Source organism: Mycobacterium scrofulaceum (assembly GCF_002086735.1).
GTDB lineage: Bacteria > Actinomycetota > Actinomycetes > Mycobacteriales > Mycobacteriaceae > Mycobacterium > Mycobacterium scrofulaceum.
The window spans coordinates 49,793-67,502 of the sequence record NZ_MVIJ01000010.1 but is presented as its reverse complement, the minus strand read 5'-3'; the positions used below and the strand labels follow the sequence as shown (position 1 = coordinate 67,502).

Annotated in this window: 14 protein-coding genes, 1 tRNA gene and 1 pseudogene; 6 read left to right on the top strand and 10 right to left on the bottom strand. The window is 69.1% G+C overall.

The genetic code is table 11. The features are described 5' to 3' along the window. The first annotated feature begins 57 nt into the window (after window positions 1-57). The 4 genes from BST44_RS09070 to BST44_RS09050 all read left to right on the top strand — a co-directional run bounded on the left by BST44_RS09070 (window position 58) and on the right by BST44_RS09050 (window position 5,085). Window positions 58-1,185 (top strand): resuscitation-promoting factor, encoded by a 1,128-nt coding sequence (locus tag BST44_RS09070; protein ID WP_208619758.1) that lies wholly within the window; start codon window positions 58-60, stop codon window positions 1,183-1,185. Further along, window positions 1,149-2,102, top strand: coding sequence for a 16S rRNA (adenine(1518)-N(6)/adenine(1519)-N(6))-dimethyltransferase RsmA (rsmA, locus tag BST44_RS09065; RefSeq protein ID WP_083176729.1), 954 nt, complete (start codon window positions 1,149-1,151; stop codon window positions 2,100-2,102). The genes BST44_RS09070 and rsmA overlap by 37 nt, the downstream gene beginning before the upstream one ends. A gap of 65 nt (window positions 2,103-2,167) precedes the next feature. Next, complete coding sequence (locus BST44_RS09060) at window positions 2,168-3,124, top strand: 4-(cytidine 5'-diphospho)-2-C-methyl-D-erythritol kinase (RefSeq protein WP_208619757.1); 957 nt, start codon at window positions 2,168-2,170, stop codon at window positions 3,122-3,124. Window positions 3,125-3,450: 326 nt separating this feature from the next. Next, complete coding sequence (locus BST44_RS09050) at window positions 3,451-5,085, top strand: fatty acyl-AMP ligase (protein WP_083176726.1); 1,635 nt, start codon at window positions 3,451-3,453, stop codon at window positions 5,083-5,085. Window positions 5,086-5,138: 53 nt separating this feature from the next. On the opposite strand, the gene pth is transcribed toward BST44_RS09050, so the two are convergent. From pth to BST44_RS09030, 4 genes are all read right to left on the bottom strand, one after another. Continuing rightward, the gene (pth, locus tag BST44_RS09045) at window positions 5,139-5,714 is read right to left on the bottom strand and encodes an aminoacyl-tRNA hydrolase (protein WP_083176725.1); all 576 of its coding nucleotides are present in this window, start codon (window positions 5,712-5,714) and stop codon (window positions 5,139-5,141) included. Window positions 5,715-5,727: 13 nt separating this feature from the next. After that, window positions 5,728-6,387, bottom strand: coding sequence for a 50S ribosomal protein L25/general stress protein Ctc (locus BST44_RS09040; protein WP_083176724.1), 660 nt, complete (start codon window positions 6,385-6,387; stop codon window positions 5,728-5,730). Between the two features lie 252 nt (window positions 6,388-6,639). Beyond that, entirely contained in the window at window positions 6,640-7,521 is an 882-nt protein-coding gene (locus tag BST44_RS09035; protein WP_083176723.1) for an oxidoreductase, read from the bottom strand. A gap of 25 nt (window positions 7,522-7,546) precedes the next feature. Further along, a complete protein-coding gene (locus tag BST44_RS09030; protein ID WP_083176854.1) occupies window positions 7,547-8,791 on the bottom strand; it encodes a cytochrome P450 in 1,245 nt (414 codons plus the stop codon). 173 nt (window positions 8,792-8,964) lie between these two features. Between BST44_RS09030 and BST44_RS09025 the strand changes: the two genes are divergently transcribed. Further along, complete coding sequence (locus tag BST44_RS09025; protein ID WP_244184761.1) at window positions 8,965-12,258, top strand: helix-turn-helix transcriptional regulator; 3,294 nt, start codon at window positions 8,965-8,967, stop codon at window positions 12,256-12,258. Between the two features lie 81 nt (window positions 12,259-12,339). Here BST44_RS09025 and BST44_RS09020 read toward each other — a convergent pair whose 3' ends face one another. From BST44_RS09020 to BST44_RS09000, 5 genes are all read right to left on the bottom strand, one after another. Beyond that, complete coding sequence (locus tag BST44_RS09020) at window positions 12,340-12,987, bottom strand: LpqN/LpqT family lipoprotein (RefSeq protein ID WP_083176722.1); 648 nt, start codon at window positions 12,985-12,987, stop codon at window positions 12,340-12,342. Continuing rightward, on the bottom strand, window positions 12,984-13,349 hold the full coding sequence (gene arsC / locus BST44_RS09015) for an arsenate reductase (glutaredoxin) (RefSeq protein WP_083176721.1): 366 nt from the start codon (window positions 13,347-13,349) through the stop codon (window positions 12,984-12,986). Before arsC ends, BST44_RS09020 begins: the two co-directional genes overlap by 4 nt. Further along, the gene (locus BST44_RS09010) at window positions 13,350-14,330 is read right to left on the bottom strand and encodes a ribose-phosphate diphosphokinase (protein WP_007168931.1); all 981 of its coding nucleotides are present in this window, start codon (window positions 14,328-14,330) and stop codon (window positions 13,350-13,352) included. A gap of 91 nt (window positions 14,331-14,421) precedes the next feature. Next, on the bottom strand, window positions 14,422-15,909 hold the full coding sequence (gene glmU, locus BST44_RS09005) for a bifunctional UDP-N-acetylglucosamine diphosphorylase/glucosamine-1-phosphate N-acetyltransferase GlmU (protein ID WP_083176720.1): 1,488 nt from the start codon (window positions 15,907-15,909) through the stop codon (window positions 14,422-14,424). Window positions 15,910-16,088: 179 nt separating this feature from the next. Then, window positions 16,089-16,160, bottom strand: a tRNA-Gln gene (locus BST44_RS09000). Window positions 16,161-16,329: 169 nt separating this feature from the next. Here BST44_RS09000 and BST44_RS08995 point away from each other — a divergent pair. After that, a complete protein-coding gene (locus BST44_RS08995) occupies window positions 16,330-16,923 on the top strand; it encodes a TetR/AcrR family transcriptional regulator (protein ID WP_142274431.1) in 594 nt (197 codons plus the stop codon). Between the two features lie 39 nt (window positions 16,924-16,962). On the opposite strand, the pseudogene BST44_RS08990 reads toward BST44_RS08995, so the two are convergent. Further along, window positions 16,963-17,661 (bottom strand): annotated as a pseudogene (locus tag BST44_RS08990) (diaminopimelate decarboxylase); the annotation flags it as partial. Window positions 17,662-17,710: the final 49 nt, after the last annotated feature.

Sequence of the window (17,710 nt, the reverse complement as noted above, 5' to 3'; positions counted from 1 at the left end):
GTCGCTTGGTGCTGATTAGGTCGTTGGGGTGCTTGCTGTGGCCGGGATAGACGCGCGTTGACCGTATTAACAAAACTTCATCAGACCCCGTCCCCGATGTTGCGGTTTGTCGTCGGAGGGCTGCTGGTAGTTCTCGCGTTCGCCGGCGGATTCGCGGTTTCTGCGTGCAAGACGGTGACGCTGACCGTCGACGGAATCGCGATGCGGGTGACGACCATGAAGTCGCGGGTGATCGACATCGTTCAGGAGAACGGCTTCGCCGTCGACGAGCGTGACGACCTGTACCCCGCCGGAGACGTCAAGGTGCACGACGCCACCAACATCGTGTTGCGTCGCAGCCGTCCGCTGCAGATCTCGCTGGACGGCCACGACACCAAGCAGGTGTGGACGACGGCGTCGACCGTCGACGAGGCGCTGGCCCAGCTCGCCATGACCGACACCGCCCCGGCCGCGGCCTCCCGCGGCAGCCGGGTCCCGCTGGCGGGGATGGCGCTGCCGGTCGTCAGCGCGAAGACGGTCCGCATCAACGACGGCGGCGCGACCCGCACGGTCCACCTGCCGGCACCCAACGTCGCCGGCTTGCTGAGCGCCGCCGGTGCGCCGCTGCTTGATGGCGACCAGGCGACGCCCAACGCGGCGTCGCCCGTCGTCGACGGCATGGAGATCCAGGTGACCCGCAACCGGATCCAGCGTGTCACCGAGCGGATGCCCCTGCCGCCGAACGCCCGTCGGGTCGAGGACCCGGACATGAACATGAGCCGCCAGGTGGTCGAAGACCCCGGCAGCCCGGGCACCCAGGACGTCACGTTCGCGGTCGCCACCGTAAACGGCGTCGAGACCGGCCGGTTGCCGATCGCCAACACGGTGATCACCCCGGCCCGGGATGCGGTGGTGCGGGTCGGCACCAAGCCCGGCACCGACGTGCCACCGGTCAGCAACGGAGCCATCTGGGACGCCATCGCGGGCTGCGAGGCCGGCGGGAACTGGGCGATCAACACCGGCAACGGCTACTACGGCGGCGTGCAGTTCGACCAGGGCACCTGGGAACGCAACGGCGGGCTGCGGTTCGCCGCGCGCGCCGACCTGGCAACGCGGGAAGAGCAGATCGCCGTCGCCGAGGTGACCCGGGAGCGTCAGGGTTGGGGCGCGTGGCCGGTCTGCAGCGGAAGAGCTGGTGCGAGCTGACCATCCGGCTGCTCGGTCGCACCGAGATCAGGCGGCTCGCCAAAGAACTTGACTTTCGGCCACGGAAATCCCTCGGTCAAAACTTCGTCCACGATGCCAACACGGTCCGCCGGATCGTTTCGACCGCCGGGGTGGGCCGTTCCGACCACGTCCTGGAGGTCGGTCCCGGGCTGGGCTCACTGACCCTGGCCCTGCTCGACCGCGGTGCGGCCGTCACCGCCGTCGAGATCGACCCCGTCCTGGCCGAGCGGCTGCCGCGGACCGTCGCCGAGCACTCGCACAGCGAGATCCACCGGCTCACCGTCCTGAACCGCGACGTCTTGACCCTTGGACCGGACGAGCTCGCCGCCGAACCCAACGCGGTCGTCGCCAACCTGCCGTACAACGTGGCCGTGCCCGCGCTGCTGCATCTGCTCGCCGGCTTCCCGTCCATCCAAACCGTGACCGTCATGGTGCAGGCGGAAGTCGCCGAGCGGCTGGCCGCCGAGCCCGGCGGCAAGGAGTACGGGGTGCCCAGCGTCAAGGTCCGATTCTTCGGGACGGTCCGGCGGTGTGGCACGGTGTCTCCGACGGTCTTCTGGCCGATTCCCCGGGTCTATTCCGGGTTGGTCCGCATCGATCGCTACCCCACCGCCCCGTGGCCCACCGACGACGCGTTCCGCCGTCAGGTGTTCCGGTTGGTCGACATCGCGTTCGCGCAGCGCCGCAAGACGGCCCGCAACGCCTTCGTGGAGTGGGCCGGCTCGGGCAACGAGTCGGCGAACCGGCTGTTGGCCGCCAGCATCGACCCCGCCCGCCGTGGTGAGACCCTGTCCATCGAGGACTTCGTGCGCCTGTTGCGGCGTTCGACCGAACCGGCCGACACCGCGGCCCCGGTCGGCCCGCCCACGACCGAACAGCAGCCTTCCCCGAGCTGACTGCGGTTTCTTCGGGGCGCCGCTGCGTGTAGTCGGCCGGGGGCAGCGATAGTCTGCTGCGGTGGGTGACAATGTCTGACGGCAATACCGCCGCCCAGTGGGTGCCCACCGGGTCGGTCACCGTCCGGGTGCCCGGGAAGGTCAACCTCTATCTGGCGGTCGGCGATCGCCGCGAGGACGGCTACCACGAGCTGACGACCGTGTTCCAGGCCGTCTCCCTGCTCGACGAGGTGACGGTCCGCAACGCCGACGTGCTGTCGCTCGAGCTGGTCGGCGAGGGCGCCGACAAGCTGCCCACCGACGAACGCAACCTGGCCTGGCAGGCCGCCGAGTTGATGGCCGAACACGTCGGCCGGGCGCCGGACGTCTCGATCATGATCGACAAATCCATCCCGGTGGCCGGCGGGATGGCCGGTGGCAGCGCCGACGCGGCGGCCGTGCTGGTCGCCATGAACTCGCTGTGGGAGCTCAACGTGCCCCGCCGCGACCTGCGCATGCTGGCCGCGCGGCTGGGTAGCGACGTGCCCTTCGCGTTGCACGGTGGCACCGCGCTGGGCACCGGCCGCGGGGAGGAGCTGGCCACCGTTCTGTCCCGCAACACCTTCCATTGGGTGCTGGCCTTCGCCGACGGCGAGCTGCTCACTCCGGCCGTGTTCGGCGAGTTGGACCGGCTCCGGGCGGCGGGGGATCCGCCGCGGCTCGGCGGGCCGGGGCCGGTGCTGGGCGCGCTGGCCGCGGGCGACGCGGAACAGCTGGCGTCCCTGCTGGGCAACGAGATGCAGGCGGCCGCGGTGAGTCTCAACCCGAAGCTGCGCCGGACCCTGCGCGCCGGCGTGGAGGCCGGCGCGCTGGCCGGCATCGTGTCCGGCTCGGGGCCGACGTGCGCCTTCCTGTGCGGCTCGGCGGGCGCGGCGGTCGACGTGGGCACCGAGGTGTCGGGCGCGGGCGTCTGCCGGACGGTGCGGGTCGCCAGCGGGCCCGTGGCCGGGGCGCGGGTGGTTCCGGCCCCGACCGAAGTGTGAAAATCACCCCAAATTGCGCAATCGTTTGGGCTGTTCCCTAAGAGGAGTTTAAGATAATCCGCGGTGACGGATACCACTGAGCAAGACCACTCGATATCGTCGTCCGCCGGTGCTTCCGGCGGACGACTGATACTTCGGGCCCACCAGCGTTCTGCGGCCCCGATCCCGGCTCATCGGGCGGTCGGACACGAGGTCGTCGACTCATCGCCGATTCGAGACCTAACCGCTGCCCGACTGTGTTTGCGCGCCTGCTCCCAAGTGTTACCCGGTGGGCGGAATATGAGATCGCGGGCGTTGGGGCAAGCGCCGGAACCGAGGAGGTATGTGTGAGCAGGTTTACCGAGAAGATGTACCGCAATGCCCGCAACGCGAAAACGGGCATGGTCACCGGTGAACCCCATGAACCGGTGCGGCACACGTGGGGCGAGGTCCACGAGCGCGCCCGCCGCATCGCGGGCGGCCTGGCCGCCGCGGGCATAGGCCTCGGCGACGCGGTCGGTGTGCTCGCCGGTTTCCCGGTCGAGATCGCCCCGACGGCCCAGGGCCTGTGGATGCGCGGCGCCAGCCTGACGATGCTGCACCAGCCCACGCCGCGCACCGACCTGGCCGTGTGGGCCGAGGACACCATGAACGTCATCGGCATGATCGAGGCGAAGGCGGTCATCGTCTCCGAGCCGTTCCTCGTCGCCATCCCCGTCCTCGAGGAAAAGGGCATCAAGGTCCTCACCGTTGCCGACCTGTTGGCGTCGGACCCGATCGACCCCGTCGAGGTCGGCGAGGACGACCTGGCGCTGATGCAATTGACGAGCGGCTCGACCGGATCTCCCAAAGCCGTCCAGATCACCCACCGCAACATCTACTCCAACGCAGAGGCGATGTTCATCGGCGCCCAGTACGACGTCGACAAGGACGTCATGGTGAGCTGGCTGCCCTGCTTCCACGACATGGGCATGGTGGGCTTCCTGACCATCCCGATGTACTTCGGCGCGGAGCTGGTCAAGGTCACGCCGATGGACTTCCTGCGCGACACCCTGCTGTGGGCCAAGCTGATCGACAAGTACAAGGGCACCATGACCGCGGCGCCCAACTTCGCCTACGCGCTGCTGGCGAAGCGGCTGCGCCGCAACGCCAAGCCCGGCGACTTCGACCTGTCCACGCTGCGGTTCGCGCTGTCGGGTGCCGAGCCCGTCGAACCCGCCGACGTGGAGGACCTGCTCGACGCCGGCAAGCCGTTCGGCCTGCGGCCCTCGGCGATTTTGCCCGCCTACGGCATGGCCGAGACCACGCTGGCCGTGTCGTTCTCCGAGTGCAACGCCGGCCTGGTCGTCGACGAGGTCGACGCCGACCTGCTCGCCGCCCTGCGCCGCGCCGTGCCCGCCACCAAGGGCAACACCCGCAGGCTGGCCACCCTGGGCCCGCTGCTGCGGGACCTCGAGGCCCGCATCATCGACGAGAACGGCGACATGATGCCGCCGCGCGGCGTCGGCGTCATCGAGTTGCGCGGCGAGTCGCTGACACCCGGCTACCTGACCATGGGCGGATTCATCCCGGCGCAGGACGAGAACGGCTGGTATGACACCGGAGACCTCGGCTATCTCACCGAGGAGGGCCACGTCGTGGTCTGCGGACGCGTCAAGGACGTCATCATCATGGCGGGCCGCAACATCTATCCCACCGACATCGAGCGCGCCGCCTGTCGCGTCGAGGGGGTGCGGCCCGGTTGCGCCGTGGCGGTGCGCCTCGACGCCGGCCACTCCCGCGAGACGTTCGCCGTCGCCGTGGAGTCCAACGCGTGGCAGGACCCGGCCGAGGTGCGCCGCATCGAGCATCAGGTCGCCCGCGAGGTGGTCGCCGAGGTCGACATGCGGCCGCGCAACGTGGTCGTGCTCGGCCCGGGCACCATCCCGAAGACCCCGTCGGGCAAGCTGCGCCGGTCGCACTCCGCCACCCTGGTCACTTAAGGCCGCGCCTCACGGCGCGCGGGTCACCTAGGCCGCGCCTCAGCGGCCCGCGCCTACCAGGCGTGCACGCGATTCTGCGCCGGCTCCAGCCCCAGCTCGACGAGCAACTCGGTGGCGTCCGCGGCCTGCTCGCAAATGGTGGGGACTTCGCCGCGTTCGGCGGCGGAGAAGTTCTCCAGCACGAACGCCGCCGGGTCTTTGCGTCCCGGCGGACGGCCGATGCCGATGCGGACCCGCTGAAACTCCTTGGTGCCCAGCGCGGATGCCACCGAGCGCAGGCCGTTGTGGCCGCCCTCGCCGCCGCCGATCTTGAGCCGGATGCGGCCGAAGTCGAGGTCGAGGTCGTCGTGGACGACGACGATGTCGGTGGGGGGGACCGAGTAGAACTTCGCCAACGGCCCGACCTGGCGGCCGGACTCGTTCATGTAGCAACGCGGCTTGGCCACCAGCACCGAATGTCCGGCCAGCCGGCCGCTGACCACCTCGGCCCCGGAACGCTTGTGCACCTTGAACTTCGAGCCCAGCCGGTCGGCGAGCAGGTCGGCGACCATGAAGCCGAGGTTGTGCCGGGTGCGGGCGTAGTTGTCTCCGGGGTTGCCCAGGCCGACGACCAGCAGCGGCTCGGCCACGTCGGGAGTCCGCCTACTCGGACTCGTCCGCGGCGGCCTCGGCCTCGCCGGCTTCCTCTTCCGCGGGGGCCGCTGCGGCCTCGGCGCCCTCGCCGGCGCCCTCTTCCTCGAGGTCCTCGGCCGTCGGCGCGGTGACCACGTTCACCACCAGCATCTCCGGGTCGGAGATGAGGTTGACGCCCTTCGGCAGGGGGATCTGCCCGGCGGTGAACTGGGTGCCCGGCTCGGCGTCCTCGATGGACACCGTCAGCTGTTCGGGGATCGACATCGCGTCGGCCTCGATCTCGATGGTGTTGGTGTCCTGGGTGACCAGGGTGCCGGGGACGGCGTCGCCCTCGATGACCACCCGGACCTCGACGACGACCTTCTCGCCGCGGCGCACGACCAGCAGGTCGGCGTGCTGGATGGTGCGACGGATCGGGTGGATGTCGAGCGCCTTGGTCAGCGCCAGCTGCTCCTTGCCGTCGATGTCCAGGGTCAGCACCGCGTTGGTGCCCGCGTGGCGCAGCACGGCCGCGAAGTCGTGGCCGGGCAGCTCCAGGTGCTGGGGGTCGGCGCCGTGGCCGTAGAGGACCGCGGGAATCTTGCCCTCGCGACGGGCCCGGCGCGACGCGCCCTTGCCGGTCTCGGTTCGCACCGTGGCGGTGAGTTGGTTGCCTGCGGACTTGGCCATCGTGTCGCTCCTGTGTGCTCAGTGCCTGAGTGTGGGGCACGGCAAGGATCGCGACAGTTCGTCGGTCTCCGTCGATAACGGTGCTGGCTGGCCAGCCACCCTCGCCGTGACGCCCGTCAGGTTAGCGCATGCGCACCTCAGAGGGGAAATTTGGTGCCCCCCGGTGCCCGCGTGCCCGCCTGGCCGGGCGCTCGGCGGCGGGTGCCCGGCCCGGCGGGCGTTGGGTGCAGCACCGGCGGCTGCATGCGCACCTCAGAGGGGAAATTTGGTGCCGGTGAGCCGCTCGGACAGCTCCCACAGCGCGGCGGCCATCTGCGGGTCGCGCGCCCGCCGGCTGCGCCTCACGGGTTGGCTGCGGCCGGTCTGCCCGAACCGCGGCCCGACGAACGAGTCGCCCGGCAGGTCCCGCGACGCCGCGTACAGCGTTTGCCGGGCACCGAAGTCGGCGTCGGTGGCCACCACCCGGGTGACCGCCGACATCATCGCGTCGCCCAGCTTACGGCCGGAGGCGCCCTGCAGGTTGGTGTGCGAGTAGCCGGGGTGGGCGGCCAGGGCGCGCAGGGGGGAGCCGGCCGCATCCAGGCGTCGTTGCAGCTCGCTGGTGAACAGCAGGTTGGCAAGCTTCGACTGGCTGTAGGCCAGCCACGGCGAGTAGCGCCGCCGCTCCCAGTTCAGGTCGTCGAGGCTGATCCGGCCCGCCCAGTGCGCCATCGACGACACGGTGACCACCCGGTCGGTGAGCTTGGGCAGCAACAGGTTGGTGAGCGCGAAGTGCCCGAGGTGGTTGGTGCCGATCTGGCTCTCGAAGCCGTCGATCGTCTTCGCGTACGGGGCGGCCATGATGCCCGCGTTGTTGACCAGCACGTCGACCTCGTCGACCCCGTCGGCGAACTCGCGCACCGACGACAGATTCTGCAGGTCGAGCGGGCGCACGTCGACCGGCCCGGTGTGCGAGCCCCGGATCTGCAGCGCGGCCTTCTCGCCCTTGCGGACGTCGCGGACCGCCATGATCAGGGTGGCACCGCACCGCGCCAGCTCGCGGGCCGTCACCGCGCCCAGGCCGCTGTTGGCGCCGGTCACGATGACGGTGCGCCCGGCGAACGACGGCAGGTCTGCGGCGGTCCAGTTGGTCATGGATGGTGAGCCTAATAGGGCTCGCTCAGTGCCCGGTGTCGAACTCCAGCGGCACGGTGGTGGGCCCGGTGATGCCGGTGATGGCCCTCCACTGCGCGGGGCCGGCTGCGCGGGGGTTGGGCATGCGTTGGGTGATGACCCGAAGCGCCTCTGTCAGTTCCAGGCGCGCCAGGTGCGCGCCGAGACAGTAGTGCACGCCACCGCCGAAGGTGAGCATGGGCGCGGCGCCCTCGCGGGTGATATCGAGGTGGTCCGGGCGGTCGTAGGCGCTCGGGTCGCGGTTGGCCGCGGCGGTGTTGGCTAGCACGAGCGTGCCCGCGGGGACGCGGACCCCGGCCAGCTCGACGTCTTCAGCGGCCCGCCGGATGGTGCCGAAAATGATTGGCCAGTAGCGCATCAGCTCGTGAACCGCGCTGGCCGCCAACTCGGGACGCCGGGCGAGCAACGCCCATTGGTCCGGGTGCGCGCAGAGCGCCTGCACCGCCGCCGCGAGCTGGTTGCGGGTGGTGTCGGTGCCGGCTCCCAGCAGCGTGCCGCACAGCATGAGTAGCTCGTCGTGGGTGAGCCGGTCGCCCGGAAAAGCCGGGTCCTCGGCCCGAATGAGGTCCGAGACGAGGTCGTCGGTCAGTGATGCGCGTCGGCGGGCGATCAGGTCTTCGAGGTAGGCGTCGAGCTGGTCCCAGGCCGCCAAGATCGCCGGGCCGTCCTCGGCGACGTTCCAGTCGAAGATCTTCTTGATGTCGTCGGTCCAGTCGGAGAACAGCTGCCAGTCCTCGGGCGGCGCACCCAGCAGCGCGCAGATGATCGGGGTGGGGTAGCGGCGGGAGATGTCGCGGACGACGTCGCAGTGCCCGGCCTCGGTCAGCGGATCGACCAATCCATTGATCACCTCGACGATCAGCGAACGCAGCCGCTCGGCAGCACGCGGCGCGAACGCCTTGGACACCAGCCGGCGCAGCCGGTGGTGCTGGGCACCGTCGAGTCCGAGGATGTTGGCGGTCGCCCTGTCCCACAATGGGCCGGAGGTCACGCCTTGCAGGTCGAGTCCGAGGCCGTGGGCCGTGACGAAGCGAGGGTCCCGCAGCACCTGGTGGACTAGTTCGTAGCTCAGCGCCTCTGGCCCGCGCGGCCCCATGGCGATCGGGGACTGCTCGCGGGCGGCGGCGATGGCGCGGTGCGCCTCGTCGGGATCGGTGAGGTGGTCGTAGGAGAAGAAGGGCACCCCGGCGTCGAACACGCTCGGGCATTCACTGGTCTGGACGGTTGTCATTGCGGCCTCCTCGGTCGGCGTTGAGTCGACTATCGAGGGGCGGGCGAGGAAGACCATCCGCCGCAGCGCGTAAATGTGCGCGGTCGACCGCGTAGGTTCCGGCGCCGCGTTCGGGGAAGATCTACGCGCTCTGACCGATGTTTGCGTGGTCCGTGCCCGCGATGGTGGCTAACATGAGCCAACACGCGGAGATGCCGTCGCTGAACTGGAACGAGTTGGGCGTGAGCGAGTTGCTGCCGACGGGCACGGTTACGTTGCTGCTGGCCGACGTCGAGGGCTCCACGCGGCTCTGGGAGACCCAGGCTGAGCAGATGTCGGCTGCGCTGGCCCGGCTGAACAAGACGGTGAACGACGCCGTCGACGCGCACGACGGTGTGCGCCCGCTCGAGCAGGGCGAGGGCGACAGCTTCGTGGCCGCGTTCGCCCGCGCGTCGGACGCGGTGGCGTGCGCTCTGGCTGTGCAGCGCGCCCCGCTGGCGCCCATCAGGCTGCGCATCGGGATCCACACCGGCGAGATTCGGTTGCGCGACGACGCCAACTACGCAGGCCCCACCATCAACCGGACGGCGCGGCTACGCGACCTCGCGCACGGAGGGCAGACGGTGTTGTCGGGCGCGACCGAAGCGATGGTGGTGGATCGGCTGCCCGACGGCGTATGGCTGGCCGACCTGGGCAGCTATCCGTTGCGCGATCTGCCGCGCCCGGAACGGGTCGTCCAACTGTGCCATCCCGACCTGGCCAACGAGTTCCCGCCCCTGCGGGTGCACACAGTCGCTGTGTCGCATAACCTTCCGGCGCAGTTGACTAGCTTCGTCGGGCGCCGAAAGCAGATGGAAGAATTGCGGCAACTGGTCGCAACCAACCGGCTGGTGACGCTGACAGGCGCTGGCGGCGCGGGGAAGACACGACTTGCCATTGAGCTCAGCTCTCAGTCAGCCTCGGAGTTCTCCGATGGGATTTGGTACATCGACCTGGCTCCAGTCACGAATCCTGTTGTGGCACCGGTGACCATTGCGCGCACTCTGGGGCTTCCCGATCAGCCGGGCCGTTCCACCATGGACTTACTGATGCGGTTCTTCAGCGGCAAGACCATGTTGCTCCTGCTCGACAATTGTGAGCATTTGCTCGACGCGTGCGGGGCGATGGCGATCGAGCTGCTCGGCGCCTGTCCGCAGTTGACGATCTTGGCCACCAGCCGTGAGCCGCTCGGAGTGCCGGGCGAGCTGAGCTGGCGGGTGCCGTCGCTGTCGCTCGTCGACGAGGCGATCGAGTTGTTCACAGACCGAGCCCGCCGCACACGTCCCGAATTCGCCGTGACGGAAGATAACAAAGCCGTGGTGCGGGAAATATGCGAGCGCCTGGACGGCATGCCGTTGGCAATCGAGCTTGCCGCGGCACGTGTTCGGGCGCTGTCGCTGCGCCAGATCGTCGACAGTCTGCATGATCGTTTTCGCCTGTTGACCGGTGGTGCGCGCACCGCGGTGCGTCGCCAGCAGACGTTGCGTGCCTCGGTGGATTGGTCCCATGCGCTGCTCACCGAACCAGAGCAAGTGTTGTTTCGACGGCTGGCGGCCTTCGCGGGCGGGTTCGATTTGGATGCCGCCCAAGCCGTCGGAGCCGACGGCGACGTCGAAAGCTACCAGCTGTTGGACCAATTGAGCTTGCTGGTCGGCAAGTCTCTCGTAGTTTCCGACGACACCGCTGACGGAATGCGATACCGCCTGCTGGAGACGGTACGCCAGTACGCGCAAGAAAAACTCGGCGATTCCGGTGAGCCTGAGCGGGTTCGCACTCGCCACCGCGACTACTACGTGAAAAGAGCCCTCGAGTTAGAGGCGCAGGGGCTCAGCGGCGTTGAGACGCTCGTGCATTGGGCGCAAATCGAAATCGAGAATCTGCGGGCCGCCTTCAATTGGAGCCGCGAGAATTCGGATGCCGAAACAGCGATGCGGCTCATTCTGGCGCTGCACTCATTGTGGTTGCGGGGCGGCCGTGTCGGAGAAGCGCTCGCGGGTCTCGACGCTGTTTTGACGGACGAGAGGAGTTCGCCCGTAGCGCCGGGGGTGTGGGTCGCGGCGGTGGTTCAGCGCCAATTCCTCGCTGCCTGGATGGGCCTGCCGACGGACTTGAGTGCGGTGCAGGACGCGCTGGTCGTCGCGCGTCAGCTCGGCGAGTCAGCATTGATCAGCCGTGCGCTCATCGCATGCGGGCTCAGCGTCGTCTACCAACCCGAGGTGGCCGAGCCTTACATCGCCGAAGCAACCGAGCTGGCCCGCGCCGCCGACGACCGGTGGACCCTGTGCCAGATCTTGAGCCACCATGCGACGGTCGGCGCCATGGGCGGCGAGCCGATCGCGACTCGCGCGGCCGCTGAGGAGGGACGCGACCTCGCCGACGCACTTGGCGACCCGTTCTACTCACGAAACTGCCGCACCTGGCTGGTGATCGCACTCATGCAGCTGGGAAATCTCGCCGAAGCCGCCGACATTGCCCAATCCTTGGCTACGGAGGCGGCCGAGGCGGGGGATGTGGTCATGAAGGTTTACGGATGCTTGGTGCATGGCGTGGTGCTGGCTCGCCAAGGGCAAGGAACTGCCGCCCGCTTAGCGGCGGAATCGGCAAGGATAGCCGCGGAGGCCCTGGGTGGTATTTCGGAGGACACGGTGTACGCGCTTTTTGGTGATGCCGCCTTGGCGTCTGGCGAGGGTCCTGCGGCATTCAGGTTTTGCGAGACGGCCTGGAAGCACACCAATGCACTGCGTGAGGTGTTCACCCGATCCACCAACCCGATTGCCGAAGCGGCCTTGGCAATCGGAGACGTAGTCACAGCCCGCCGGTGGGCCGATGAGAATCTCGAATTCGCACCGGGTTGGCAACGAGTTCCCGCCTTGGTGATTCGTGCGTACATTGCGATGGCTCAAGGCGAGCCCGGCCAGGCGGAGCGAGATGCGCACGAGGCCCTCACGGTCGCCGATCGTACTAAGGGTTATCTGCACACGGATGACGCTTTGGAGTGCCTTGCCCGCCTTGCCGTGGACGACGGCAATCACCGGCATGCCGCGCGTCTGATGGGCGCCGCAGAGGCGCTGCGCGGGCGTATGACGCACCCGCGTTTCCCGATGTATCAGTCAGCCTACGAGGCTGCAGTCGTTGAAGCTCGAAAAGCATTGGGTGAAAACGACTTCGACGACGCCTGGGTCGAAGGGGCGGCGCTGTCCACCGAGGAGGCGATCGCCTACGCGCAGCGCGGCCGCGGCGAGCGCAAGCGCCCGGCCAGCGGCTGGGGATCGCTGACCCCGATGGAGCAGGATGTGGTGCGACTGGTGCGGGAGGGCTTGGGCAACAAGGACATCGGCGCGCGACTGTTCATCTCACCGCGCACCGTGCAGACCCATCTGACCCACGTCTACGCCAAGCTGGGCATCTCGTCGCGGGTGGAGCTCTTCAAGGATCAGTACTGTCCATGACCGCGCCGAGATTGCCGCCAAGGCTGTGGTTCGGGCCGGAATCACGACCGTAGCGGCAATCTCGCCGACCGACGGTCGAACTTACTTCGCCGCGACGACGAATCCCCGCATGATCGCCTCGATGTCGGATGACTGCTCGACGGCCTGGTTGGCCAGCCCGGTGATGGTGAGCTGCACCAGGTATCGCTGCTTGGCGGGCGGCGAGCCGGTGGCGATGACGATCCGGTTGAAGCTGTGCAGCCGGGTGCCGTCCAGGTCGTAGCTGCCCTGGATCATCGACGAGGGGAAGCCGTTGTACGGCGTCGTCGAGGCGTCCAATTGCTTGAAGTCCTCGAACAGTTGGGCGTCGTCGTTGCCGTGCTGGATCACCTGGGCCGGGTCGAAATCACCGTGCAGCTTGAACACCACGAGCCTGGCGGTCGGATACTTGCCGCCCTTGGAGATCATCAGCGTCTCCTTCGCGATGTGCGGATTGCTCGCGACCGTCCAGCCCGGGGGTGTCGGTATCGACACGGTCAGGTCGGGCAGGTTGCCCGGTGCAACTTGCTCCCCGGTCACGCCGATGTTCTGCAGGTACTGCGACAGCGGGACGGGCTTGGCCGCCCTCGTGGTGGTGGTCGTGGTCGTCGATGTCGTCGACCAGATGGATTGGTAGTCAGGCGTTTTCGGGCCACATGCCGCCGCGGGCAGTGCCAGCGCGATGGCCGCGGCCGCACACGCGCGTCTCACAGAATCTCGCGGACCTTCTCGACCGGCCGAGCCAGCCGGGTGCCCTTCGGGGTGGCGACGAACGGGCGCTCGATCAGGATGGGGTGTTCGGCCATGGCGTCGAGCAGCTGGTCGTCGGTCGCGTCGGCGAGACCCAATTCGCCGTAGAGCGATTCCCGCTTGCGCACGGCGGTGGGCACGTCGATCCCGGCATCGCGGATCATCCGCACCAGTTCGTCGCGCGACGGCGGGTCCTTCAGGTACTCGACGATCGTCGGCTCGAAACCGTTGTCGCGCAACAGATCCAGCGTCTTGCGCGAGGTGCTGCACCGGGGGTTGTGGTAGATGACGGCGTCGTCGGCACCCCCAGAAGCTCTAGCCATCTAGGCGTCCCCGTCGAACAGCCCTGTGACGGAGCCGTTTTCGAAGACGGCGCGAATGGTGCTGGCCAGCAGCGGCGCGATGGATAGGACCGTGAGCTGCGGGAAACGCTTCTCCTCGCCGATCGGCAGCGTGTTGGTGACGATCACCTCGCGGGCGCCGCACGCCGCCAGCCGCTCGGCGGCCGGGTCGGACAGCACGCCGTGGGTGGCCGCGATGATCACGTCACCGGCGCCCTCGTCGCGCAGCAACTTGACCGCGCCGGCGATGGTGCCGCCGGTGTCGATCATGTCGTCGATCAGCACGCACGTCCTGCCCTGCACCTCGCCGACGACGCGGTTGGACACCACCTGGTTGGGCACCCGCGGGTCGCGGGTCTTGTGGATGAAGGCGAGCGGAACGCCGCCCAACGCGTCGGCCCACTTCTCGGCGATGCGTACCCGGCCCGAGTCGGGGGAGACGACCACCATGTTGCCGTCGGGATAGTTGTCGCGGATGTAGCCGGTCAGCAGGTTCTGCCCGCGCATGTGGTCGACCGGCCCGTCGAAGAACCCCTGGATCTGGTCGGTGTGCAGGTCGACGGTCACGATGCGGTCGGCGCCCGCGGTCTTGAGCAGGTCGGCGACCAGCCGCGCCGAGATGGGCTCGCGACCGCGATGCTTCTTGTCCTGCCGGGCGTAGGGGTAGAACGGCATCACCGCGGTGATCCGCTTGGCGCTGCCGCGCTTGAGCGCGTCGATCATGATCAGCTGTTCCATCAGCCAGTCGTTCACCGGTGCCGGGGCCGACTGCAGGACGAAGGCGTCGCACCCGCGGACCGACTCGTGGAACCGCACGAAGATCTCGCCGTTGGCGAAGTCCCGGGCCGTCTGAGCGGTGACGTGCACGTCGAGTTCTTTTGCCACCTGTTCGGCCAGCTCCGGATGCGCACGGCCGGAGAAGAGCATCAGGTTTTTGCGGTTGTCGGTCCAGTCGTGGCTCAACGCACTGCCCTCGCCGTTCGAATCAAAATCGGAGGTCCAATCGTACGTAGCGAATGGTACGGAAGTGTCGGCGGGTTACCAGATAGCAAAGTCACGATGTCTTGTCGGGCTCGGAAGACTGCTCGGTGTCGCCGGCTGGTTTGCGGGCCGCCTTTTCGGCGGCTTCGGCGGCCGCGCTGCCCGGCCGTTTGCGCTGCACCCAGCCTTCGACGTTGCGTTGCGGACCCGCGGAGACCGCCAGCGCGCCCGGCGGGACGTCCTCGCGGACGACGGTTCCCGCCCCGGTGTACGCCCCGTCGCCGACCGTCACCGGCGCGACGAACATCGTGTCCGACCCGGTGCGCACGTGCGACCCGACCGTGGTGCGCCGCTTGTTGGCGCCGTCGTAGTTGACGAAGACGCTGGACGCGCCGATGTTGCTGTGTTCGCCGATGTCGGCGTCGCCGACGTAGGTCAGGTGCGGGACCTTGGTGCCGGTGCCGATCGTGGAGTTCTTGGTCTCGACGAACGCCCCGAGCTTGCCGTCGTCGCCCAGGACCGTGCCGGGGCGCAGGTAGGTGTAGGGGCCGACGGTGGCGCCGGCGCCGATGGACGACGACGTGCCGTGGGTGCGCACCACCGATGCGCCGTCGCCGACGGTGACGTCGGTCAGCGTGGTGTCCGGTCCGACGACGCAATGGCCGCCGAGCCGGGTCCGGCCCAGCAGCTGCGTGCCGGGGTGGATCAGGGTGTCGCGGCCGATCGTGACGTCGACGTCGATCCAGGTGGTCGCCGGGTCGACGATGGTCACCCCGGCCATCTGGTGGGCGGCGACGATCCGGCGGTTGAGTTCGGCGCCCAGTTGGGCCAGCTGGACGCGGTTGTTCACCCCGGCCACCAGGGCGCTGTCGTCGACGTGCCGGGCGTGGATGGCCCGCCCGTCCCCGCGCAGGATGGAGATGACGTCGGTCAGGTAGAGCTCCTGCTGGGCGTTGTTGGAGCTCAGCCGGCTCAGTGCCGAGCGCAGCGCCGCGACGTCGAAGGCGTAGACCCCCGCGTTGACCTCGCAAATTTCGCGCTGCGAGGGCGTCGCGTCGGCGTGCTCCACGATCGCGGTGACCTCGTTGTCCTGGGTGCGCAGGATGCGGCCGTACCCGGTGGGGTCGCCGAGCGTCGTGGTGAGCACGGTCGCGGCGGCCGATCCCGCGTTGTGCGTCGCGATCAGGTCGGCCAGCGTGTCGGGGTCCAGCAGCGGCGTATCCCCGGAGGTGACGACCACGACCCCGGCGTAATCCTCGGGCAGCGCGGACAGGCCGCAGCCGACCGCGTGCCCGGTGCCCAGCGGCCGTTCCTGCAGGGCGATCTCGATGCCGCGGCCCAGGTCGTGGGCCCATTCGGAGACCAGCGGCGCGATGCGCTGGTGATCGTGGCCGAGGACGACGACGAGGTGTTGGGGCGCGACCTTGGTGATCGCGTGCAGCAGATGGGACAGCATGCTGCGGCCGGCGAGCGTGTGCAGCACCTTGGGGGTGTCCGACCGCATCCGGGTGCCCGGCCCGGCCGCGAGCACCACGACCGCGGTATCACCACGAGACGCCATCAACTCTCCTCAACCCGGCGCGACCCTGCGTGTCGGTACGACGACACGCCGTCAAGCGTGTCACCACACCGGACGTCGACGCAAAGACCGCTGACGTCAAGCCGCCGACTGTGGGCCCTCAGTACGGGAGCTGCCTCGGATTCGTGCGTAGGCCCCCACACTCGACCCGAGGTGCGATGCTCCGTCGCCAGGACTCGAACCTGAACTATCTGAACCAAAATCAGAGGTGCTGCCGATTACACCACGACGGATCGCAAGGCCCGATACGCCCGCGCCACCAAGAGACTTTAGACGGTGCGGGCGCCGATCGCGTGGCCGAGGGAAAGACGGCCGGTTCGGCGCCGAGGAAGCTATACGCTGATTGACGTGGCTGTTCTCGACAAGGAGCCGGACAAGGAGGTCCGCGCGCCGCGCGCACGGATGACCGGCAGCGAGCGCCGGCAACAACTCATCGGCATCGCGCGCTCGCTGTTCGCCGAGCGCGGTTACGAGGGCACCTCGATCGAGGAGATCGCGTTGCGCGCCAACGTGTCCAAGCCGGTCGTCTACGAGCACTTCGGCGGCAAAGAGGGCCTGTACGCGGTGGTCGTCGACCGCGAGATGTCGGCGCTGCTCGACGGGATCACCTCCTCGCTGACCAACAACCGCTCCCGGGTGCGGGTCGAGCGGGTCGCGCTCGCGTTGCTCACCTACGTCGAGGAGCGCACCGACGGCTTCCGCATCATGATCCGCGACTCCCCGGCCGCGATCAGCTCGGGCACCTACTCCAGCCTGCTCAACGACGCCGTCAGCCAGGTCAGCTCCATCCTGGCCGGCGACTTCGCCCGGCGCGGCCTCGATCCGGAGCTGGCGCCGCTGTATGCCCAGGCGCTGGTGGGCTCCGTGTCGATGACGGCGCAGTGGTGGCTGGACACCCGTGAGCCCAAGAAAGAAGTGGTCGCCGCGCACCTGGTCAACCTGATGTGGAACGGGCTGACCCATCTGGAGGCCGATCCCAGGTTGCAGGACGAGTAGGGACTCGGCCCGGCGGGTTCACGCGGTCAGCGTCACACCCACCGCGACGACGGGCCGGGGGAAATGCTCTGCGGCGCAGGCCTCGTCGAGCGCGTCCTCGATGACGGCGGCCAGCTCGTCGGCGCCGGGCTCCGGTCCGCCCACGACGCCGGGGTCGGCCTGGTCACCGCCCACGTGCAGTTCGGTGAGGATGACGCCGTCCCGGGCGCGGACGTCCGCCATCGCGGCGATCGTCCGGCGGATCGCCTCGCCGTAGCGTGCCGCGGCGCCGGCCCGCGTGCCACAAGAATCCGGCCGGCAGCGCAGGCCCACCAGGTCGAAGGTGGTGCGCGCCGACCCGCGCCGCGCCGGGCCGGCGACGTGGGGAGCCTCGAGGGGCGAGTCCAGCACGATGCGCCCGACGCCGACGCCTACCGCGTCGCGCAACAACTCGGGCGATCCGGGGTGCGCGACGATGCGTGCCGGGTCCGTTCCCGCGGCGAGGGCGGCCGCCAGCTCGCCGTCCGAGCGGACGCCGATGCCCAGGCCCCCTTCGCGTGCGAGGCGCGCGACGCCGGTGGTCAGTGGCGACCGGCCGAAGTAGACGACGCGCGCACCCCGCAGCGCCTTGCGCCAACGGCGGGCGCGGTCGGCGAAATCGGCCTCTTCGGCCGCGCCGGCCGGGGCGTGGCGTCCGGCGCCGGCCCACAGCGGGGACGCCGCGTCACCGATGGCGGGCAGGGTATCCAGCAAAGTCATGCATCCAACGTGCGCCCGCGGGGGCGCCCCGCGCCGGGTTCCTAACGAT